Source organism: bacterium (genome assembly GCA_036382775.1).
Lineage (GTDB): Bacteria > Hydrothermota > Tepidihabitantia > SM23-42 > JAOAFX01 > DASVHD01.
This window is the reverse complement of record DASVHD010000002.1, coordinates 23,512-41,061: the sequence shown is the minus strand read 5'-3', so window position 1 is coordinate 41,061 and position 17,550 is coordinate 23,512. Positions and strand designations below refer to the sequence as shown.

The 17,550-nt window shown below is 52.0% G+C and carries 16 protein-coding genes; 8 read left to right on the top strand and 8 right to left on the bottom strand.

What is annotated here, in order from left to right:
- The 5 genes from VF399_00225 to VF399_00205 form a co-directional block, all read right to left on the bottom strand.
- Positions 1-1,773, bottom strand: a 1,773-nt coding sequence (locus VF399_00225; GenBank protein ID HEX7318770.1) for a hypothetical protein, incomplete at its 3' end; no start/stop codon positions are given.
- 166 nt (positions 1,774-1,939) lie between these two features.
- Positions 1,940-2,623, bottom strand: a complete 684-nt coding sequence (locus VF399_00220; protein HEX7318769.1) for a rhomboid family intramembrane serine protease — start codon at positions 2,621-2,623, stop codon at positions 1,940-1,942.
- Positions 2,604-3,092 (bottom strand): 2-C-methyl-D-erythritol 2,4-cyclodiphosphate synthase, encoded by a 489-nt coding sequence (gene ispF / locus VF399_00215; GenBank protein HEX7318768.1) that lies wholly within the window; start codon positions 3,090-3,092, stop codon positions 2,604-2,606. Before ispF ends, VF399_00220 begins: the two co-directional genes overlap by 20 nt.
- 51 nt (positions 3,093-3,143) lie before the next feature.
- A complete protein-coding gene (locus VF399_00210) occupies positions 3,144-5,090 on the bottom strand; it encodes a hypothetical protein (GenBank protein ID HEX7318767.1) in 1,947 nt (648 codons plus the stop codon).
- Positions 5,091-5,176: 86 nt separating this feature from the next.
- Positions 5,177-5,854: an HAD family hydrolase gene (locus VF399_00205; GenBank protein ID HEX7318766.1), complete on the bottom strand. Its 678-nt coding sequence runs from the start codon at positions 5,852-5,854 to the stop codon at positions 5,177-5,179.
- A gap of 113 nt (positions 5,855-5,967) precedes the next feature.
- Between VF399_00205 and VF399_00200 the strand changes: the two genes are divergently transcribed.
- From VF399_00200 to VF399_00190, 3 genes are all read left to right on the top strand, one after another.
- Positions 5,968-6,954 (top strand): ABC transporter ATP-binding protein, encoded by a 987-nt coding sequence (locus VF399_00200; GenBank protein ID HEX7318765.1) that lies wholly within the window; start codon positions 5,968-5,970, stop codon positions 6,952-6,954.
- 112 nt (positions 6,955-7,066) lie between these two features.
- The gene (locus VF399_00195) at positions 7,067-7,870 is read left to right on the top strand and encodes an ABC transporter permease (GenBank protein HEX7318764.1); all 804 of its coding nucleotides are present in this window, start codon (positions 7,067-7,069) and stop codon (positions 7,868-7,870) included.
- 191 nt (positions 7,871-8,061) lie between these two features.
- Complete coding sequence (locus tag VF399_00190; GenBank protein ID HEX7318763.1) at positions 8,062-8,892, top strand: ABC transporter permease; 831 nt, start codon at positions 8,062-8,064, stop codon at positions 8,890-8,892.
- Here the strand turns inward: VF399_00190 and VF399_00185 are convergent, their stop codons facing one another.
- Both VF399_00185 and VF399_00180 read right to left on the bottom strand, forming a co-directional pair.
- On the bottom strand, positions 8,893-11,109 hold the full coding sequence (locus tag VF399_00185) for a patatin-like phospholipase family protein (protein ID HEX7318762.1): 2,217 nt from the start codon (positions 11,107-11,109) through the stop codon (positions 8,893-8,895).
- The gene (locus tag VF399_00180) at positions 11,088-11,648 is read right to left on the bottom strand and encodes an SEC-C metal-binding domain-containing protein (protein ID HEX7318761.1); all 561 of its coding nucleotides are present in this window, start codon (positions 11,646-11,648) and stop codon (positions 11,088-11,090) included. The genes VF399_00185 and VF399_00180 overlap by 22 nt, the downstream gene beginning before the upstream one ends.
- 303 nt (positions 11,649-11,951) lie before the next feature.
- Here VF399_00180 and mnmG point away from each other — a divergent pair, with 303 nt between their 5' ends.
- Positions 11,952-13,820 (top strand): tRNA uridine-5-carboxymethylaminomethyl(34) synthesis enzyme MnmG, encoded by a 1,869-nt coding sequence (gene mnmG / locus VF399_00175; GenBank protein ID HEX7318760.1) that lies wholly within the window; start codon positions 11,952-11,954, stop codon positions 13,818-13,820.
- A 7-nt stretch (positions 13,821-13,827) separates the two neighbouring features.
- Positions 13,828-14,877, top strand: a complete 1,050-nt coding sequence (locus VF399_00170) for a site-2 protease family protein (GenBank protein ID HEX7318759.1) — start codon at positions 13,828-13,830, stop codon at positions 14,875-14,877.
- A gap of 72 nt (positions 14,878-14,949) precedes the next feature.
- Here VF399_00170 and VF399_00165 read toward each other — a convergent pair whose 3' ends face one another.
- Complete coding sequence (locus tag VF399_00165) at positions 14,950-15,129, bottom strand: DUF2273 domain-containing protein (protein HEX7318758.1); 180 nt, start codon at positions 15,127-15,129, stop codon at positions 14,950-14,952.
- A gap of 114 nt (positions 15,130-15,243) precedes the next feature.
- Between VF399_00165 and VF399_00160 the strand changes: the two genes are divergently transcribed.
- The 3 genes from VF399_00160 to VF399_00150 are packed head-to-tail and all read left to right on the top strand — an operon-like array spanning position 15,244 to position 17,550.
- A complete protein-coding gene (locus tag VF399_00160; protein ID HEX7318757.1) occupies positions 15,244-16,002 on the top strand; it encodes a slipin family protein in 759 nt (252 codons plus the stop codon).
- A complete protein-coding gene (locus VF399_00155; protein ID HEX7318756.1) occupies positions 15,999-16,481 on the top strand; it encodes an archaemetzincin family Zn-dependent metalloprotease in 483 nt (160 codons plus the stop codon). The genes VF399_00160 and VF399_00155 overlap by 4 nt, the downstream gene beginning before the upstream one ends.
- A complete protein-coding gene (locus VF399_00150; protein HEX7318755.1) occupies positions 16,468-17,550 on the top strand; it encodes an alanine--glyoxylate aminotransferase family protein in 1,083 nt (360 codons plus the stop codon). Before VF399_00155 ends, VF399_00150 begins: the two co-directional genes overlap by 14 nt.

Below are 17,550 nucleotides of genomic sequence, written 5' to 3'. Positions count from 1 at the left end.
CGAGAATTCGTAACTTCTGTCGGGATTTTCCGTTTTGGCGATCAAAAGCATCACGCTTGGCGCCACGCCCATGAAGGTGCCGTCCAGGTATCCGCTCACCAGGCTAACCATTTCAGTGCCATGTTTAGGATGCATATATTCGGGGTCAGTGCTGACATAACCATCGGTATTTGAATCCCCGCGCTGGCAGTAGAATTTCATGACGCCGGCCGAGCCCGGATATAACGCCGGTAAATACGCAAAATCCTTGTCCAGGGAATCAAGGGAACCGAATACTCCTCCGTTATCATCGGAAGTCCGGGAGTATATCTTCCCGCTCGATTCCCATTCCACCACGATCGTATTTCCGTACTTACCAATGGAAATATCGCCGATGGAATTCAGGCTGTCCGAAAGATAGACCGGCCCGTTGAACGTGACGCCGAAATCATATGACCTGTCAAAGGCAACCCTGACCAGGGGATCCGGACCCGCATCCTGATAAACGAGGAAGATGGAATCTCCCCGGCAAAATGCTTTCGGCGTCTTTCCGAGAGCGATGAATTTCTTGTTGAAACTCGTGAACGGTGGCGTGGAATAAAGAAAAAAGACCGAGTCTGCGGGGAATGTGTGATAGAACAAGCCGAGCCGGCTGTCCGAACCGCAGGCATCAGCCGCCTTAATCGCCGCGCCGGATGATGAATCGACGACCACCGGGGGCAGAAAGCCGGCATTGTCGCCTTTTCTCAGGTACAGAGCGGTCTTATCATGGTAGAATGCGTACACTGTGTCCTGGAGCAGGATCGCGCTTGGCTCATGGCAGGCAGATCCGGCAAGCACGCTCGGCGGAACGATCACCGCCGTGTCGACCAATACCGCGTACTGCAGGCCGGTCTGCACGCGGAAGAAAACGTACATCGTATCGCCGCGGCCGCAGGCGTCAACTTCACCCGCCCAGTTACTATAGTTGCTCGTGATCTTTTTCAGCTCAGACCACGTATACCCGTCATCCGTCGAATGAGTCAGCATGATATCCCGGGTGGGCGCGTAATTGAGTACTGTATCGCCCTCCAGGAAAATGTAAATATGCCCTGACGGCGCGGAACGATGCACGGCCATTCCAGTATACAACCCGTGTTTATAAGTCACGGGCGTGTTCTCGTAGAATATCTGGTCGCCGCCCAAAAAATCGTATTCGGCGGTCACGTTGATATTGGCTAAAGCCGAATGCACTCTGCGCAGCCCGCTGTCCAGGAAACCCACCCTCACGCCGGCGCCGGTGACGCCGACAGCGTTCAGCGTGTCGATGTTGAACATCTGGAACTGCCGTTTGGCAAGCCCGAAGACCGCGGTATCAAGCACCGCTGATTCGAGCTCAGCCGAACCGGAATACCGGGCGACCGAAGCGATCTTGTATACGAAAGGCAGCCGCGCGACCGCATCCAGGTCCTCACGGTCGATCAGGAAACTTGCCGCATTCAGCCATTTTGATCTCGTCAGGAAGATCGCGCCCAGGTCTTCGATCTCCGCGACATAGTCTTCGCTGAGAGGCAGGTCAGAGTAATCGGTTATCCCCTTTCTGATGGTCCGGCGTCTGACCGCTTCCGGTTTCATCCGGGCGCGGGCGGTCCTGACCGCAATGCCGATATCTTCGACGCCTACTCCCTTGTCGGTGAAATAAACCCAGACCCTGGCATGATCGGTCGACAGGCACCGGGGATCTATTTTATCTGGTAAAGGACTGCGATAACCATAAAGCTGGGCAATTGAAAGTATCAAAAAAAAGTTAGCCATCATTCCTCCTCATAATGTAATATTTCAGTATGCTTAATTGTCATGCAAACAATCTTTGTCATTCCGTGCTTGACACGGAATCCAGATTTTCCAAATGCTGGACTCCTGCTTGCGCAGGAGTGACAAAAAAGACGAAACCATAAGATATTTTGCCATCCATTACTGTTCATGAAACACGGAACTCGATATTGTCCCTGCGGCCCATGAATTTGAAGGGCAGCGCAAGCAGCACGCCGAGAACGAACCCGCCGATATGGGCGAAATACGCTACGCCTCCGCCCTGCGCACCTGAAAGAAATCCAAGTAATAACTGATACCCGAACCACAATCCCAGGAACAGATAGGACGGCATATAAGTGGCTCTCATGAAAAACCCCAGCGGGATAAGCGCCAGGACCCGGGCTTTCGGGTACAGCAGTATATAGGCGCCCAGGACGCCGGATATCGCGCCGCTCGCGCCGACCAGGGGGATCTCTGATGACGGCGCGGTCACGCAATGGAGCAGGGTGCCCGCGATGCCGCAGAAGAGATAAAAGAACAGGAATTTCACGTGGCCGATCCGGTCCTCCACGTTATCCGAGAAGACCCAGAGAAAAAGCATGTTGCCGGCAATGTGCATTAATCCGGCGTGCATAAACATGCTGTAAATTATGCGCAGGTATGAGGAAACCCCAACGGGGTGAAAAACAAGATACGGTATGGCGCCGAACTGGGTGATAAATGCATTGAATGCTTTAGCTCCCAGAATGAATTCGTTCCGGGCGATATAGATAATGATATTCAGACCAAGGATCGCATAGGTTACGAATGGGCGTGTCGACGAATGGATGTCATCCCTCAGGGGTATCATATATTCTGCCTATTTCGCAGATGGCAAATGATGAGATGGCTCTTCCTTCCCCAACGTGCCCCAATCCCTCGTTGGTTTTTCCCTTGACTGACACGACCTGCTCGGAGATGCCGAGCGCGGACGCGATATTTTTTCTGATCTTTGGCGCGAATGGCAGAATTTTGGGGGATTCCGCGATCACGACCGCGTCGATGTTCTTGACCAGGAATCCTGAATTCCTCAGGAATTTGCCGACGGTTTTGAGGATCTCTATGCTCGCGATGCCCTTGAAACGGTCGTCATCCGACGGGAAATGCGAGCCGATATCCCCGAGATTCGCCGCGCCCAGCAGGGCATCGCACACCGCGTGGAGCAGCACGTCGCCGTCAGAATGCCCGAGTAAACCTTTGGGAAAATCGATCTTGACGCCGCCGATGTAAAGGTCGCGTTTCTCAACCAGCCTATGGATGTCATAACCAATGCCGACCATGTATTATTTTACTTCACTTTCATGCCTTGTCAAGACGATAACATGGCATGATCAAAGATCAACGCCGATGCACCACTCGGTCTCAAGCGGCGGCTCAAGGGGCGGTTTTTGCCGCCAGTACTTATGATCACGGGTGGATGGTTCTTTATAGGAATCATGGCCCTTGCCGTCGATGAAGATCCCGAGCGTCTTCATCATGTCGCGCAACCCGCCGCGGCTTGCCGTGCTCGCGCCCCCCAATGTTATGCCGCCATGCGTGATATAGGAATCATTGCCCGTCATATCCATAAATAACCCCATCCCGTTAGCGTTACCAGAACCCAGGCTCAGATTTGGCGCATCATACGCGTCATCACCGGAATAATCCACGAGCAGGCCGAGCGTAAAATCATGACCCGCGCCTTGCGCCATGTTCATGGTGGAAACATATTTGTCATTGCCCGTTGAGTCCAACAGCACGCCTATAGCAAAATGCGCGCCCGCGCCCTGCGTGTACCACACGCCGTTATATTCGTCATTGCCTTCGTAGTCGACCAGTATTCCGGTCCCGAACCAGTACCCGCACCCCTGGCCAAATACGCCGCACGAATATTGGTCGGCTCCTTTTCCGTCGATCAGCATACCCACGCCGCCCGCGAGCGAGTGCCCGTCCGTATAATCCGCGCGCACGCCAAAACCCACACCTTGAGACAGGCTGGCGTTGTGCTCGCTGCTCTGCGATGAGGCATACTTCACCGTGTCATCGCGCGCGATGTAGGTATCATTGCCATCCTTATCGACGAGGATGCCGCATCCTTTGACGAAACCGAATCCCTGGGAACACTCAAATGCAGTATACCTATCGTCACCGGACAGGTCCGAAATTATACCGGCTCCAAATAATCCTGCTCCTTCACCGTAGACATCGGCATCATAAGTGTCGTTTCCCCCGTTGTCGAAAATTATCCCTTCACCGAATACGCCAGTACCAAGGCCGATCTTTTCTGCCCGGTACTGATCATTGCCGTTGAGATCGATCACGATCCCGTAGCCACAGATACCGGTGCCAGGACCAATGTGCCCGCGGTAAATATCGTCACCGTCGTAATCGATCAGGACCGATACCGGATTGTTTTTTCCGGATACCCCGCACGAAACATACTCGTCGTCACCGCCGAAATCGATGATCAGGAGGTAGAACCCATCGTCGTAGGTTTCATGACCAGTCGTACCGATCGCTATCCTCCCAAGCCTGGAAGAACACCTCACTGGTTTGTCGATCTTGATGTTTTTCATGATCCCGGTCGCTGCCTGCAGAACATAACCCAGATCCATGGCGCCAGCCGCCAGACCTTTGAAGTCAACTGCGTCGATAAGCGATTCCAGCCGGCGATTCGACAAACCATTTTCGCCTTCGGTGGTAAGGCCCATCATGATGGTGTCGATATCCTGCTCCGTGATCCGGGCAGTCGCGGCTTTTATCCAGTCACAGCTGTTTTGTATTTCCCACATGATCAGAACCAGACCAATAACCAGGGAATCAGGCATCAGCTGCACCAAGTTGCTGTCCAGCCCGAATTCGCCGGTCAGGACCCTGCGAACATCGGGTTTTTTCTCCAGTAAATCCAGCAAAATTTTCTCCGGTCGTTCGATAAGCCCTCTTCTTACGCCTTCATCGATCCTTGCCCAAGGCGTGAAGGCAATTGTCCAGAGTGAATCGGCATTATTCAGCAATGTTCGGCAAAGGATCCTTGTAATGGGCGCGGCTTCCAGCGGATCTTCGATCAGCTTACTGAAAATCTTCAGCCTGTACCGGCCGTAGCCATAGAATTCCAGATCGTCTGGGTCGATCCTGAGATCGGCAAGGCTCCTGCCTGACCTGGCAGCAGCTTTGTTCAATAATTCTTTCTCGCTAAATGCCGGAGACTGGCCAAATCCAAAAACGGTCATGCTGACAGCCAGCCAGAATATTCCGATGACCCGGCACCAGCGCAATTTCATGTTTTTATTTTCGTACATTATACGCTCCCTGTGTTTTCCTGAATAATAAAGTAAAATTCATTATAATCCCCCTTTCTCCCTCTCTAAAAAAGGGGGATTTGTTTTTAGCGAACACAATCGCGTTTCCCCCTTTGCAAAAGGGGGATTGGAGGGGAATTTTGTAATAATTCTTCGAGGTCATTTATCAACACGCGGCTTTTTATCCTGTATCCGATCACCTTGCATCCGGCCTTTTTGCCGGCAGCCAGATCGGTCCTGGTATCGCCGACAAAGACCGCGCGTTTGACCGGTACGCCCAATTCCCGGCATGCCCAGATCAGCATGTCCGGCGCCGGCTTGGGCTTCTTAACGTCATCCGCGGTCACGATCGCGTCAAAGAACTTTTTCAATTTTGTAGCTCTCAGTTCCAGGACAGTGATCTGCCGGTGTGAATTTGTCACGCAGCCCAATAAAAATCCCTTTTGTTTTAACCCGCGCAAAACCCGCGCGGCGCGCGGGTTCGCTTTCATGTGTTTCATGTATTTTGTCAGATTCCGGGTAAAATATTCTTTGACCTCTTCGAGCGTCCGCTCGGGCATGAAGATCCTGACATCGTCCCCGGTTGACTGGCCCCAGTGCTTTTTGAACACGGCGCGGTTGATCCGGGGATGCCCGAAATGCCACAATGTCTGGTTGAATAGCTTGAACCAGTATTGATAACTGTCAACGAGAACGCCGTCCAAATCAAAAAGAACGGCACTTGTTGTACAATCAATAAAATCCTGCTTATTTTTTAAAAGCATGGTTAGTATTGTATCCTCTTTTTTCTCCTATGCAAGGGTGTTGCGTCGTGCGCCTGTTTCGCAACTTTATTCAATCTCTTGAATTACGGCAGAATTTGGATACGATTACTCCCATGTCATTGGAAAATGCGAAGGCCATCGTCCTGCGGGATCTGACCAAGATTTTCAAGAAACGCGGCAGTGAAGTAAGGGCCGTGGACCATGTAAACTGCGAGATCCGCGAAGGCGAATTGTTCGGACTGCTCGGTCCCAACGGCGCGGGAAAAACAACGCTTTTAAAATGCATATCGACGCTCTTGATCCCGGACGCGGGCACGGCTCTCGTAGGCGGTTACGATGTCATGAAACAGCCATTGCAGACGCGTAGAAAGATCGGCGTTATGACCGGCGGCGAACGCGCGCTTTACTGGAAACTAACGCCGGTCGAGAATCTAAGATATTTCGCGGCTCTTTACGGTGTCCCGCGCAGCCAGACCAAGGCCCGGATCGAATATCTCCTGAACCTGATGACGCTCACTGAAAAAGCCAATGAGCGGGTGGAAAAACTTTCATCCGGCATGAAGCAAAAACTTTCGATCGCCCGGACCATGCTCCATGACCCGCCGATCCTGCTGATCGATGAACCAACGCTTGGACTGGACCCGTATTTCGCACGATTTATCAGGGGTTTTATCAAGGATGAACTGCATGGTAAACAGAAAAAAACGATACTTTTGACGACCCATTATATGGACGAAGCAGACGAACTATGCCAGCGCGTGGCGTTCATGAACCGCGGCAAGATCGAACGGACCGACACGCCTGAAAATTTCAAAAAAACCATGAACCAGGAACAGGTGCTGGAGGTCAAATGCCAGGGTGTCCTGGGCAAAGATCTCTTCGCGCAGATCGAGGGATATGGCAGTCTGAATATTACGACCGACCAGGGCATAACATATATCCGGATGAACACGACGAACCCGGAGCTGCTGCTGAGCCAGATCATCGAAGTCGTGCGCGAAAAGGCAAGGATACTTTCTGTCAACCTCACTGCCCCGACCCTGGAGGACGTTTTCGTCCAACTGACCGGCGCAAGCTTGAAAGATGCGGGGAATGAATAAGACGTTTGGAGCGTTAATAGCGTTTAAAGCGTTTAGATCGTTAACTGCCTTTAAAACGAAAATAACGATGAAAACGATCCTAACGATCAAAACGTTCTGAACGGTTTTTACCATGAACGTTATATTCGAGGAACTCCGCAAAAGCTATAAACTGCTCATTGTTTACCCGATCGAGATCTGGTTCTGGATCATCATGCCCTTGCTCTGGATTCTGCCATTGGTGTATCAGGGCAAGGCTCTGGTCGGGAGCCTGCGCAGCACGACATTCGGCAGTATTACGGGCACTGAGGAGTTCATACCTTATGTCATGATCGGGGCTGTTGTCAGCACCTACATGTTCTCGGCGGTATGGTCAATGGGAAATTCATTCCGCGACGAGACATATTACGGAACCCTGGAGCATATTTTATCGGCACCGGTAAAACCGGAATACATCCTGATCGGCAAGGCCCTGTTCAACTCCATATTATCAACGATATTTGTTATCCTCCAGATCGTCATCTGCGTTTTCCTGTTCGGTCTGCATATAACGCTGGTGAATATCTTACCCATACTTTTATTCCTGCTCCTGCTCATGGCCGGCCTCTACGGGATCGGTTTCGGAGCCGCGGCATTGACCTTGCTCGTGAAAGAAGCGCACGGGCTTCTCCATCTTTTCGAATATGTCCTGTTTCTTTTTTCACCCATCCGCTATCCGGTCGAGATCAATCCGATCACGCGGGTAGTGAGTTTGTTCATCCCCCTCACCTACGCGTTGGTCGCGCTCCGCGGTTTGCTCTTGAACATCCAGTTCAATTTCTGGAAGAACAGTCTGATCCTCCTCGCGGTTGACTGCGCGATCATCCCGCTGGGCATTGTTCTTTTCAAGATCATCGAGAGATATACAAAGAAAAAAGGAACATTGGCGGAGTACTAACTAAAGGCATGAAGTTTGGAAGATGAGAGGTTATGAGGGTATGAAAAAAACAATAAAAGGAATGAAGGGATGAAAGGAAGAAGAGACGAAGGGATGCTGTAATGCTGAAGGAATTAACTCGTCAGAGTTTTATAAAAGCCTTACGCTTAATTCCCAAGAGACGAAAGACATGGGGATAAGGGGATGAAAGGATGAGGTTTTTGCAGTACCTGCGGGCGGTCAACGCCGAGAATATCAAGGAATGGAAGATCGAGCTGACATATCTGCCCGATTTCATCAGGACCTTTTTTGAACCGTTCGTGTATCTGTTCCCCTACCTGCTCTACGGCTTTGCCCTGCTGGGTTCCCGCACATCAACGCACCTCAAGGACCTGACCGGTGTCAGCGATATGTTCGCCTACACATTTGTCGGTTATGTCATAATGGGTTTTTTGAGCACGGCTTGCTGGGCAATGGGTGCGTCCCTGAGAAAGGAACAATGGTACGGGACGCTCGAGACGATCTTTGTCGCGCCCGTACCGCGCTGGGTCTATGTCGCGGGCATGGCTCTACACTCGACCTTTCATCAGGGGCTGATCATGCTGATCCAGGCGGTCACGATCACGCTCTTCTTCGGAATCGCCCTGAAAATCAGCGGGCTGTTCATGGCTTTGGTCACCGTCCTCATGATGATCATGGCATTATACGGCCTGGGCGTGCTGGTCGCGGGGCTGACCATCGGTCTCAAACAATGGTGGGCTATCTCCGACACGGTCTCGACACTGATGAGCGTCGTGACGCCGATCGCCTACCCGCTGGCGGTCCTTCCTTTCTTTCTGAAAAAGATCTCGCTGATGCTGCCCACCACTTACGGCGTGATGGGCGTAAGGTATTTCCTGATCGGCGAGCAGGTCAACCTGCCGATCCCGCTCGTTTTCTTGCGGATGGCAGTGATCATTGTGGTCTGGCTGTCGTTCGGAATGCTGGTATTTATGCTGATGGATCGTTTTGGCAGGCGTCGCGGAACGCTCAGCCACTACTGATCAGTGCTGGTACCTGAAATCCTTACCCACGCTTATCCAAAAACGGAACTGTAAAGAGCGGTCCGTCTCTCCGTAATCGCCGAGACCCAGGACCAAACGAGCCGGGCCGACCGGCGTTTTCGTCTTCAAACCAACGCCCGCCCCCCAGTTAAAGAGCCGGACATCGGTTTCTTTGATAACGGTTTCCGCCTGTGCGAACGTGCCGACATTACCCAACAATTCAAGATACAAAGGATAGTCGTACCGGTCAAATAAGTTCAAAAGTCGCCAGTCCAGTCCGATCTTAACGATCGCTTTGTTCTTGGTGGTAAACTCCTCTTTGTCAAATCCGATAAAAGATTCGCCGCCGGTACGGAAATATTCGGACCAGCTGGGCGCTCCCAGCAGATTCATGCCGAGATCGATGCCGCTAAGGAACACCAGCCAGCGGCTGAACGGATATGACCTTTCGAGACTGCACTGGATCTTCAGGAATTCCTCGGATGCCAGAAGCCGCTCGCTTGAGTAAAATGCCATGCCCTTGCAGACGATCCCCCTGGTCGGCAGGTATGGGTCGTCCAGGTCGTTGTACTCGATACTGAATTTCGGGCCGATCACCCATTCGTCTTCGCTCATTGGTTCGAACACGGCCAGCGGCGGGAATTCATTGTGTATGTGTTGCGCCTTCATCCCGACATTGAAAAATGCGTCCCTACCCAGTATGTAACCGACCTCGGCCACGCCGCCCTGATATCGCGTTCTATAGGAAACGTACCACGTGCTGTCAAAACCTCCGTAAACAAAATCATGTTCGTCCTCGCCAAGAAAACCGTCCAGGCGGTAGCCCAGCGGCAGTGTGAATACCCTGGTTCCGGTGATGCCCAGCCGCAGTTCGTTCGGATTGCCAAGGGCGAATGCCGCGCGGACGCTGGCGCCTGATCCGCGGATATTCCCCTGGCCGACTTCGATCCCCAGATCCACATTGTCAAAATTATCGTACCGGATACCGAGCAGGTAGAATCCATAAGGCTTTTCCTGAACCACGATCACCAGGTCGACCGAATCCACAGCGGCTGATTCCACGCGGTAATTAACATTTTCGAACAGCCCGTAATTATAGATCCGGACAATGTCGTTTTGAAGAACGGAAAAATCGAGGAGCCGGCCGGCTTTTATTTTCATCGCGCGCATGACCATGGACTCACCGGTGATCTTCAGACCTTCGACCCGGCACGAACGAACGACCGGCGGCTTCCGTTCGGCTATTTCCCTGCGCCGGGTGCTGACCACGCGTCCGGCGAGTTTCTGCCGGATCTTAGGCAGCATTGACTCGGCCGCTATCTCGCCGACTCTTATCAATTCCCTAACCTTAGAAAAATCTGAATTCAGGAAAGAATCAACGTCAGGCTCGATCACGACATCGGCGAGGTTGCGCTGCAGCCAGAGGTCCTCGACATTGACCAGGTCCATACTGCGCGATATGATGTCGATCAACGACGAGCTGTTGTTGCTCTGGCGTCTCATCGTCAGCACGGCGATGATAATATCCGGCTGGAGATCGTAGAGCGGATCAACCGGAAGGTACTGCTGGACGCCGCCGTCGACCATTTCCATCCCGTCCTTGCGGAGCGGAGGGAACACGCCGGGGATAGCGATACTGGCGCGAATCGTCTGGCTCAGCTGCCCGCGGTCAAGGACCAGCCGGCTTCCGCTGACCAGATCGACGGCCACGGCCCGGTATGGAATCGGCAGGCTGTCAAAATCATAGAACGTGTTGTACTCGATGCGGGCCAAAAGCCGCATGAGCAGTAATTCAACGTTCTGGAGGGATAAAAGACCACTGGGCAGAAGCGGGTACAGGTTCTGGTGTCGCAGTTCGAGGGCATAACGCTGGTTGAGTTGCCTTTCAGGAAGGTACTGCGCGCCGTAGGAAACGACAGGGCTGAACATTTCCGGCCAGTTTACCAAGAGTGCGATACTCTCGATCTCGGCTGCGGTGTAGCCGGCGGCATACACGCCGCCCACGAGTGCCCCCATGCTGTTGCCTGAGATACAGCTGACCTTGATCCCCTCCCTTTCCAGCACTTTCAGTACGCCGACATGGGCGAGCCCCAGGGCCGCGCCACCTGACAGGGCCAGGCCAATGGCAACCGGCTTTTCTTGTTCCAGGGAAAGAGTATCAACTGCCAGAAGAAAACTGGCGATGAGGATCAGACTTATTGCGTTTTTCCGCAGCACTTCTTATACTTTTTTCCACTCCCGCACGGGCATGGATCATTACGACCGATAGCGGGGGGTATTTCGGCTTTTGGTTTTACCGTCTCCTTTTTTGGTTTAACGCTTTTCTTGTCTTCACTCGTCTTGGCGACGGCCGGCATTTTGATCTTCTGGAAATCCTTGTTTATCGTTTTAATTGCTTCGATCAGCGGCACGGCGTTCTTGATGAAATGTTGAGCGTCAAGGTAATTGCAGAACTTAGACAGCGTTTCCGGCATGGTTTTGTGCAGGTCTTTATCGACCGCGAGCTTTTCCGGCGCGTATTCCAGGAAAAATTTATGGAGCAGCGCTTCGTTCACCTCGCCGATCTCTTTGTGCTCGGCGAAAAATACGAAATCAAGGAAGCTCTTGATGATGTATTCGTCGTTCTTTTTGTCGGCCGCGCTCTTTAACTTAAAAGTTTCAATGAAATCGTGGCTGAGGCCGTTGGTAAGATGGACCAGCCTCTTATCTCTTTTTCTTTCTTCCGCCTGTTTTTCGGCAATGTCGGTTATGGTCATGGTATTATTATATTGATTCCGCGGAATATGTCAACGACTTCGAAAACAAGAATTCCTTAAACACAATATGGGGCACTGGTCACAGGTCAGTTTTCATAAATCCAAAACCATACAAAACAAGACAGTCTGGATCTGTATGATCTTTAGCCAGGCTGGGAAGGACATGGAACATGGGGGCAGGCGTTAACTGTTAACCCAATTAATCTAAAATTGTGCCCAACGACGATACGGGCATCGATGCCCAAAAACGAAAAACGATTTGTCATGGGGTTGATTTTCCTTTAAAAATCGTTATTATAGCCAATGGCGCATAGGTCTGAGTACGACATCATCGTGGTCGGCGCGGGTCATGCCGGAATCGAAGCCGCGCTGGCGGGGTCGCGCATGGGATGCCATATCCTTTTACTTACGCTCAACATCGACACGATCGGCCACATGTCATGCAACCCATCCGTCGGCGGTCTTGCCAAGGGGCACCTGGTAAAAGAACTCGACGTGCTGGGCGGAGAGATCGCGTTACTCGCGGACAGGACCGCGGTCCAGTACCGGATGCTCAACCGCTCAAAAGGGCCGGCTGTATGGTCGCCACGGACCCAGAATGACCGCCAGCAGTACAAGGACGCTGCGCGTCATGTTCTGGAAATTGAAAAAAATATCATAATTAAACAGGAAGAAGCCGCCGAACTGCTTATTGAACAAGGTGCCGCGATCGGCATAAGAACGACCATTGGCAATGAGTATCATGGTCGCGCTCTGATCCTGACCACAGGCACGTTTCTGAACGGCCTTATGCATGTTGGCATGGAGACAATGGCCGGCGGACGCCTTGGCGAAGCGACGGTTTCAAGACTTAGCGCGTCGCTGCAAAGCTCAGGGCTGGCTCTGGGCCGGTTGAAAACAGGCACATCGCCGCGGGTCGCCAAGAACAACGTCCAAGTCGCTGGTCTGCGCGAACAACCAGGGGATCTGGTCCCCGTACCTTTTTCCTATCGCACAAGTGAAACCCTGCGCGAGCAGCTGTCCTGTTATGTAACGCATACGAACGAATCGACCCATACCATAATCAACAAAAATCTGGACCGTTCCCCTCTGTTCACGGGAAGGATCACCGGTGTTGGTCCCCGATACTGTCCTTCGATCGAAACCAAGATCACAAGGTTCAAGGAGCGAACCTCGCATATCATCTTTATCGAACCCGAAGGTTTCACGTCGTCAGAGTATTACCTCAACGGGCTGTCCACTTCGCTTCCCTATGATGTCCAAGTTGATCTGCTCCATTCAATAGCCGGGCTGGAACAAGTCGAGATCACGAGGCCGGGTTATGCCGTGGAATACGACTTTATCTACCCGATCCAGCTCTACCCGACCCTGGAGAGCAAACCCGTGCACAACCTGTATTGCGCCGGGCAGATAAACGGAACCTCGGGGTACGAAGAGGCTGCGGCCCAGGGGTTCATGGCCGGCGTAAACGCGGTCTTGAAGGTCCGTGACGAACCGCCTTTCGTGCTGAAGCGCCACGAAGCGTACATCGGCGTTTTGATCGACGATCTGGTAACCAAAAATACTTTGGAACCGTACCGCATGTTCACTTCACTGGCAGAGCACCGGCTCAACCTGAGGATAGATAATACCGCTGACCGGCTGATGCACTACGGAGCGGCATTTGACCTTGTCCCGGCCGCGGACCTCGAAAAATTCACAGCCGAACGCAAAACCATAGCCGACTCGATCGAAAACCTAAAAACGACGGTCATCAAGCCCGAGATGGCAAATCCGGTCCTCAATAAAAAAGGCGAGCAGGAATTGAACCCTGAACATGGCGGCCAGACCTTGTTTCAGCTGCTTAAGCGGCCCGGCATTCACTGGGATGATATCAACGCGATCCAAGCTCAGCCCCAGAATGACGCGGTCGGCTTACGGGTGGAAATCGAAGTGAAGTATGAAGGCTATATCAACCGGGAACAGGAAATGATAAAAAAATTGTCCGAACTGGAAGACGTAAAGATCCCGGTCGGGTTCGATTATCGCGCCGTGAACGGTCTTTCCAACGAGGCAAAAGGTAAACTCCAGGAAGTTTCGCCCATGGACTTAGACCAGGCATCGCGCATCCAGGGCATATCGCCGAGCGATATCCTCACGCTCCTGATGCATCTGAAAAAGAGAGCGGCCTGAATTTATCATGGACCCGGAATTCATCGATTTTTTGAAAACAAAAATGACCGTCGAATCGGTCGAAGATATCATGCTGCCTGCGACCATAACCGGCCGGCTTTACGAACCGGCCGCGCGCACGGTCCAGGAGATCAAAGAGTATTTCGCGAAGACCGGCTATGTGCCGTTATTTCGCGAGCAGGACGGAAAACACCTTGTCCTGCTGGCGCCGTTTCGCACACCTGAAAATAAACAAAAGATCTGGCTCAACATCATTCTTTTCATCGCAACCATCATTACCACGCTCCTTGCCGGCGCTATGAATAGCGGTTATGATCCGTTCTCCGACATCAGAACCATTGCCGCAGGCATACCTTTTTCCTTTTCGATCATGGCAATCCTTACCGCGCACGAACTCGGCCATTACTTCGTATCAAGAAAAGAAGGTATGATCACCACCCTGCCTTTTTTCATCCCCATCCCCTTTCATTTCATCGGTACCTTTGGGGCGATCATACGCATGAAGTCGATCGTGCCGTCACGCCGGGCGCTTCTTAAAGTTGGGATGGCCGGTCCGCTCACGGGCTTTGCCGTCGCCCTGCCAATCGCGATCATCGGGCTGGCATTGTCCGAGGTCAGGATCGCGCCTGCAGCCGCGGGTTACCTGCATTTGGGCGACTCCCTGCTTTTTTACCTGATCGGGAAAATTTTTCATCCATCACTGGGCGCCGGCACCGATATTTTCCTGCATCCGATGGCGTTCGCAGGCTGGCTGGGATTTTTCGTGACCGCGATAAATCTCATCCCGATAGGCCAGCTTGACGGCGGCCATGTCGCGTTCAGTATTTTACAAAAAAAACGCCGCTATCTATACATCCCGATCATAATCGGGCTGATCGGACTGGGGCTGTTGTGGCTTGGCTGGTATTTCTGGGGGGCAATCGCCTTTTTCCTTTCACGGCGCGATCCCGTGGTCCAGGATTCGATAACCCCGCTGACTTCGAGGGATAAACTTTTGGCACTCATGCCGCTGGTCATACTTATCCTGACCTTCATACCGCGGCCGTTCTCGTTCTGAAATGAAAAATAAATCCCTTATTAAGGGGTTTATTTGAATAATAGGTCTTATAGGTCCTATAGGACCTATTTTTTATTTTTCTTTGTCTTTTTTTTCGGTCTTGGTGTCTCTTGTTTCCCAGTAAGTGCCGATAAGGTATCCGAGCACGATCAAAAATATGATCATTATCGTCTTAAGAAATCCGACCGTGGCGAAAAAGAAACCGAGAATGCCCGCGGCGATCGCGCTGATGATACCTTTGTTTAATGTCATGCTATTATTGTATCCAATATCGACGACATGTCAAGACAAAACCATTCTCGACCATGTGCCTTGACTTTTCCTTAATTTTGTTTAAAATAATATCATACCAATGAAGGAGGAACCATGGGTTTGCCTTTGATTTTTATTGCCATAATTTTTCTATTTATCCTTAGCTGGATAAAAATAATGCGGGAATACGAACGCGCTGTCGTCTTCAGACTGGGCCGTTATATCGGGATCAAGGGTCCGGGTCTGTTCATCCTCTGGCCCATTGACCGGATGGTTAAAGTGCCTTTGAGGGTCGTAACGATGGACGTGCCGCCTCAGGATATCATAACCAAAGATAATATTTCGGTGAAGGTCAATGCCGTCACCTATTTCCGGGTTTTCGAGCCGTCAAAGGCCATCCTTGAAGTCGAGGACTACCTGTACGCGACCAGCCAGATCGCGCAGACGACCTTAAGGAGCGTGCTCGGTTATTATGAGCTTGACGACCTGCTGATGGAACGGGAAAAGATCAATATGCGGCTGCAGAAAATAATCGACGAACAGACCGATCCCTGGGGCATTAAAGTCTCCATGGTTGAGATCAAGCATGTTGATATACCGCAGGAAATGCAGCGTTTTATCGCGAAACAGGCTGAAGCAGAACGTGAGCGCCGGGCTAAGATCATCCACGCGGATGGCGAACTGCAGGCAGCCGACAAGCTGAACAAGGCGGCTCAGATCATCGGTCAGACGCCGACCGGAATCCAGCTCCGTTTCCTTCAAACGCTGACCGAAGTGGCTACCGAGAAGAATTCAACCACGATCTTCCCGGTACCGATCGATCTTTTTACGCCGTTCATCAAGAAATTAAACGAAAGTAACAAAGATAAGTGATCGCCATACATCAACAGGAAGGTTTAGAAGTCTTTGAGACGCTGCGTCCGGTCCTAAAAACACGTCTCCGCCTTGACGCTGTCCGCGAGGCTTCTTTCCCGATACCCGGATCAGCCTTTGACCCGCTGAGAAACCAGTACAGCGCTCACCGGCTCGCACAGAGCGTAAAGGAGAACGGTAAAGCGCACTATCACCTGTTGATCGTCGATGTCGATTTGTACGCGGCGGGGATGAATTTCATCTTCGGGCAAGCCGATCCCATAACGCGGATCGCGATCGTTTCGACATACCGGCTCAAAGGGTTCCTGTCGGCCGAACGCCTGGCCAAGGAAGTCGTTCATGAAGTCCTCCACTTGCAGGGACTTGGACACTGCCAGGACCCCACCTGCGTCATGTTCTTCTCCAACACGATCGAGGATACGGACCACAAGAAAATAGATTTGTGCAGCAACTGCAGGAGACAACTTGAAGACCTATAAACTGTTCACTCCGGGACCCATCGATGTCCCTCTTGATGTGCTGAAAAAAACCGCCCGGCCGATGATCTATCACCGGGAAGAGCAGTTCAAGAAACTGATGGACGATATTTCAGCGATGCTTAAAAAGATCATCAAAACCAAAGGCAGACTCTATTTCCTCACTTCATCTGGGACCGGGGCAATGGAAGCGGCCTGTTCGAACATCCTGTCGACTGCCGACCATCCGGTCGTCACGGTATGCGGTAAATTTGGGGAACGGTGGGTTGACCTGTGCCGGAGCTACCGCGTCCAGGCCGATATCATCCAGGTACCTTTTGGCAAGGCGGTCAAACCCGAGGCGGTCGAACAAGCGGTGAAGCGGCTGGGAAAGCCGACCGTTATTTTCACGACTCTGGCCGAAACATCAACCGGCGTGCTCAGCGACATCAAAGCTCTAGGTGAAATCGCGAAACGTTATGATTCGTACCTGGTCGTCGATGGTGTCGCAGGCGTGGGTGCCGATCACTGCCCCCAGGACGGGTGGAATGTCGATGTCATGATCGGGGCGTCGCAAAAAGCGCTTATGGCGCCGCCGGGGATCGCGTTCATTTCCCTGTCGGAACGGGCTTTTGAAAAATGTCGGATGTCGGACCTTCCAAGATACTACTTTGACTTGAGGAAATATGAAAAGTTCATGGAGAAAGGACAGACCCCGTGGACCCCGGCAATAACCGTTCTCTACGGCCTGCAAGCCGGTCTCGCCAGGATAATCAGCGAGGGCATCGAACACAATTTCAACCGTCATAAAAAGATCGCCCGGTTCGTGCGGGGCAGGATCCAGGACATGGGGTTCGAGATCTTTCCGGAAACCCCGTCCAGCGCCTTGAGTGTCATGAAGATGCCGGCCAACATGGACAGCACGCCGATCATCGGCGATATCAAAGAAAATCATTACATACTATTCTCCAACGGCCAAGCCGAAATGAAGGGCAAGATCCTGCGGATCGGCCACATGGGCAATTATACGATCGCAAAAATGAAGAACGTCCTGAACATCCTGGAAAAAACCATAAGCAAATGGAGAGAATAA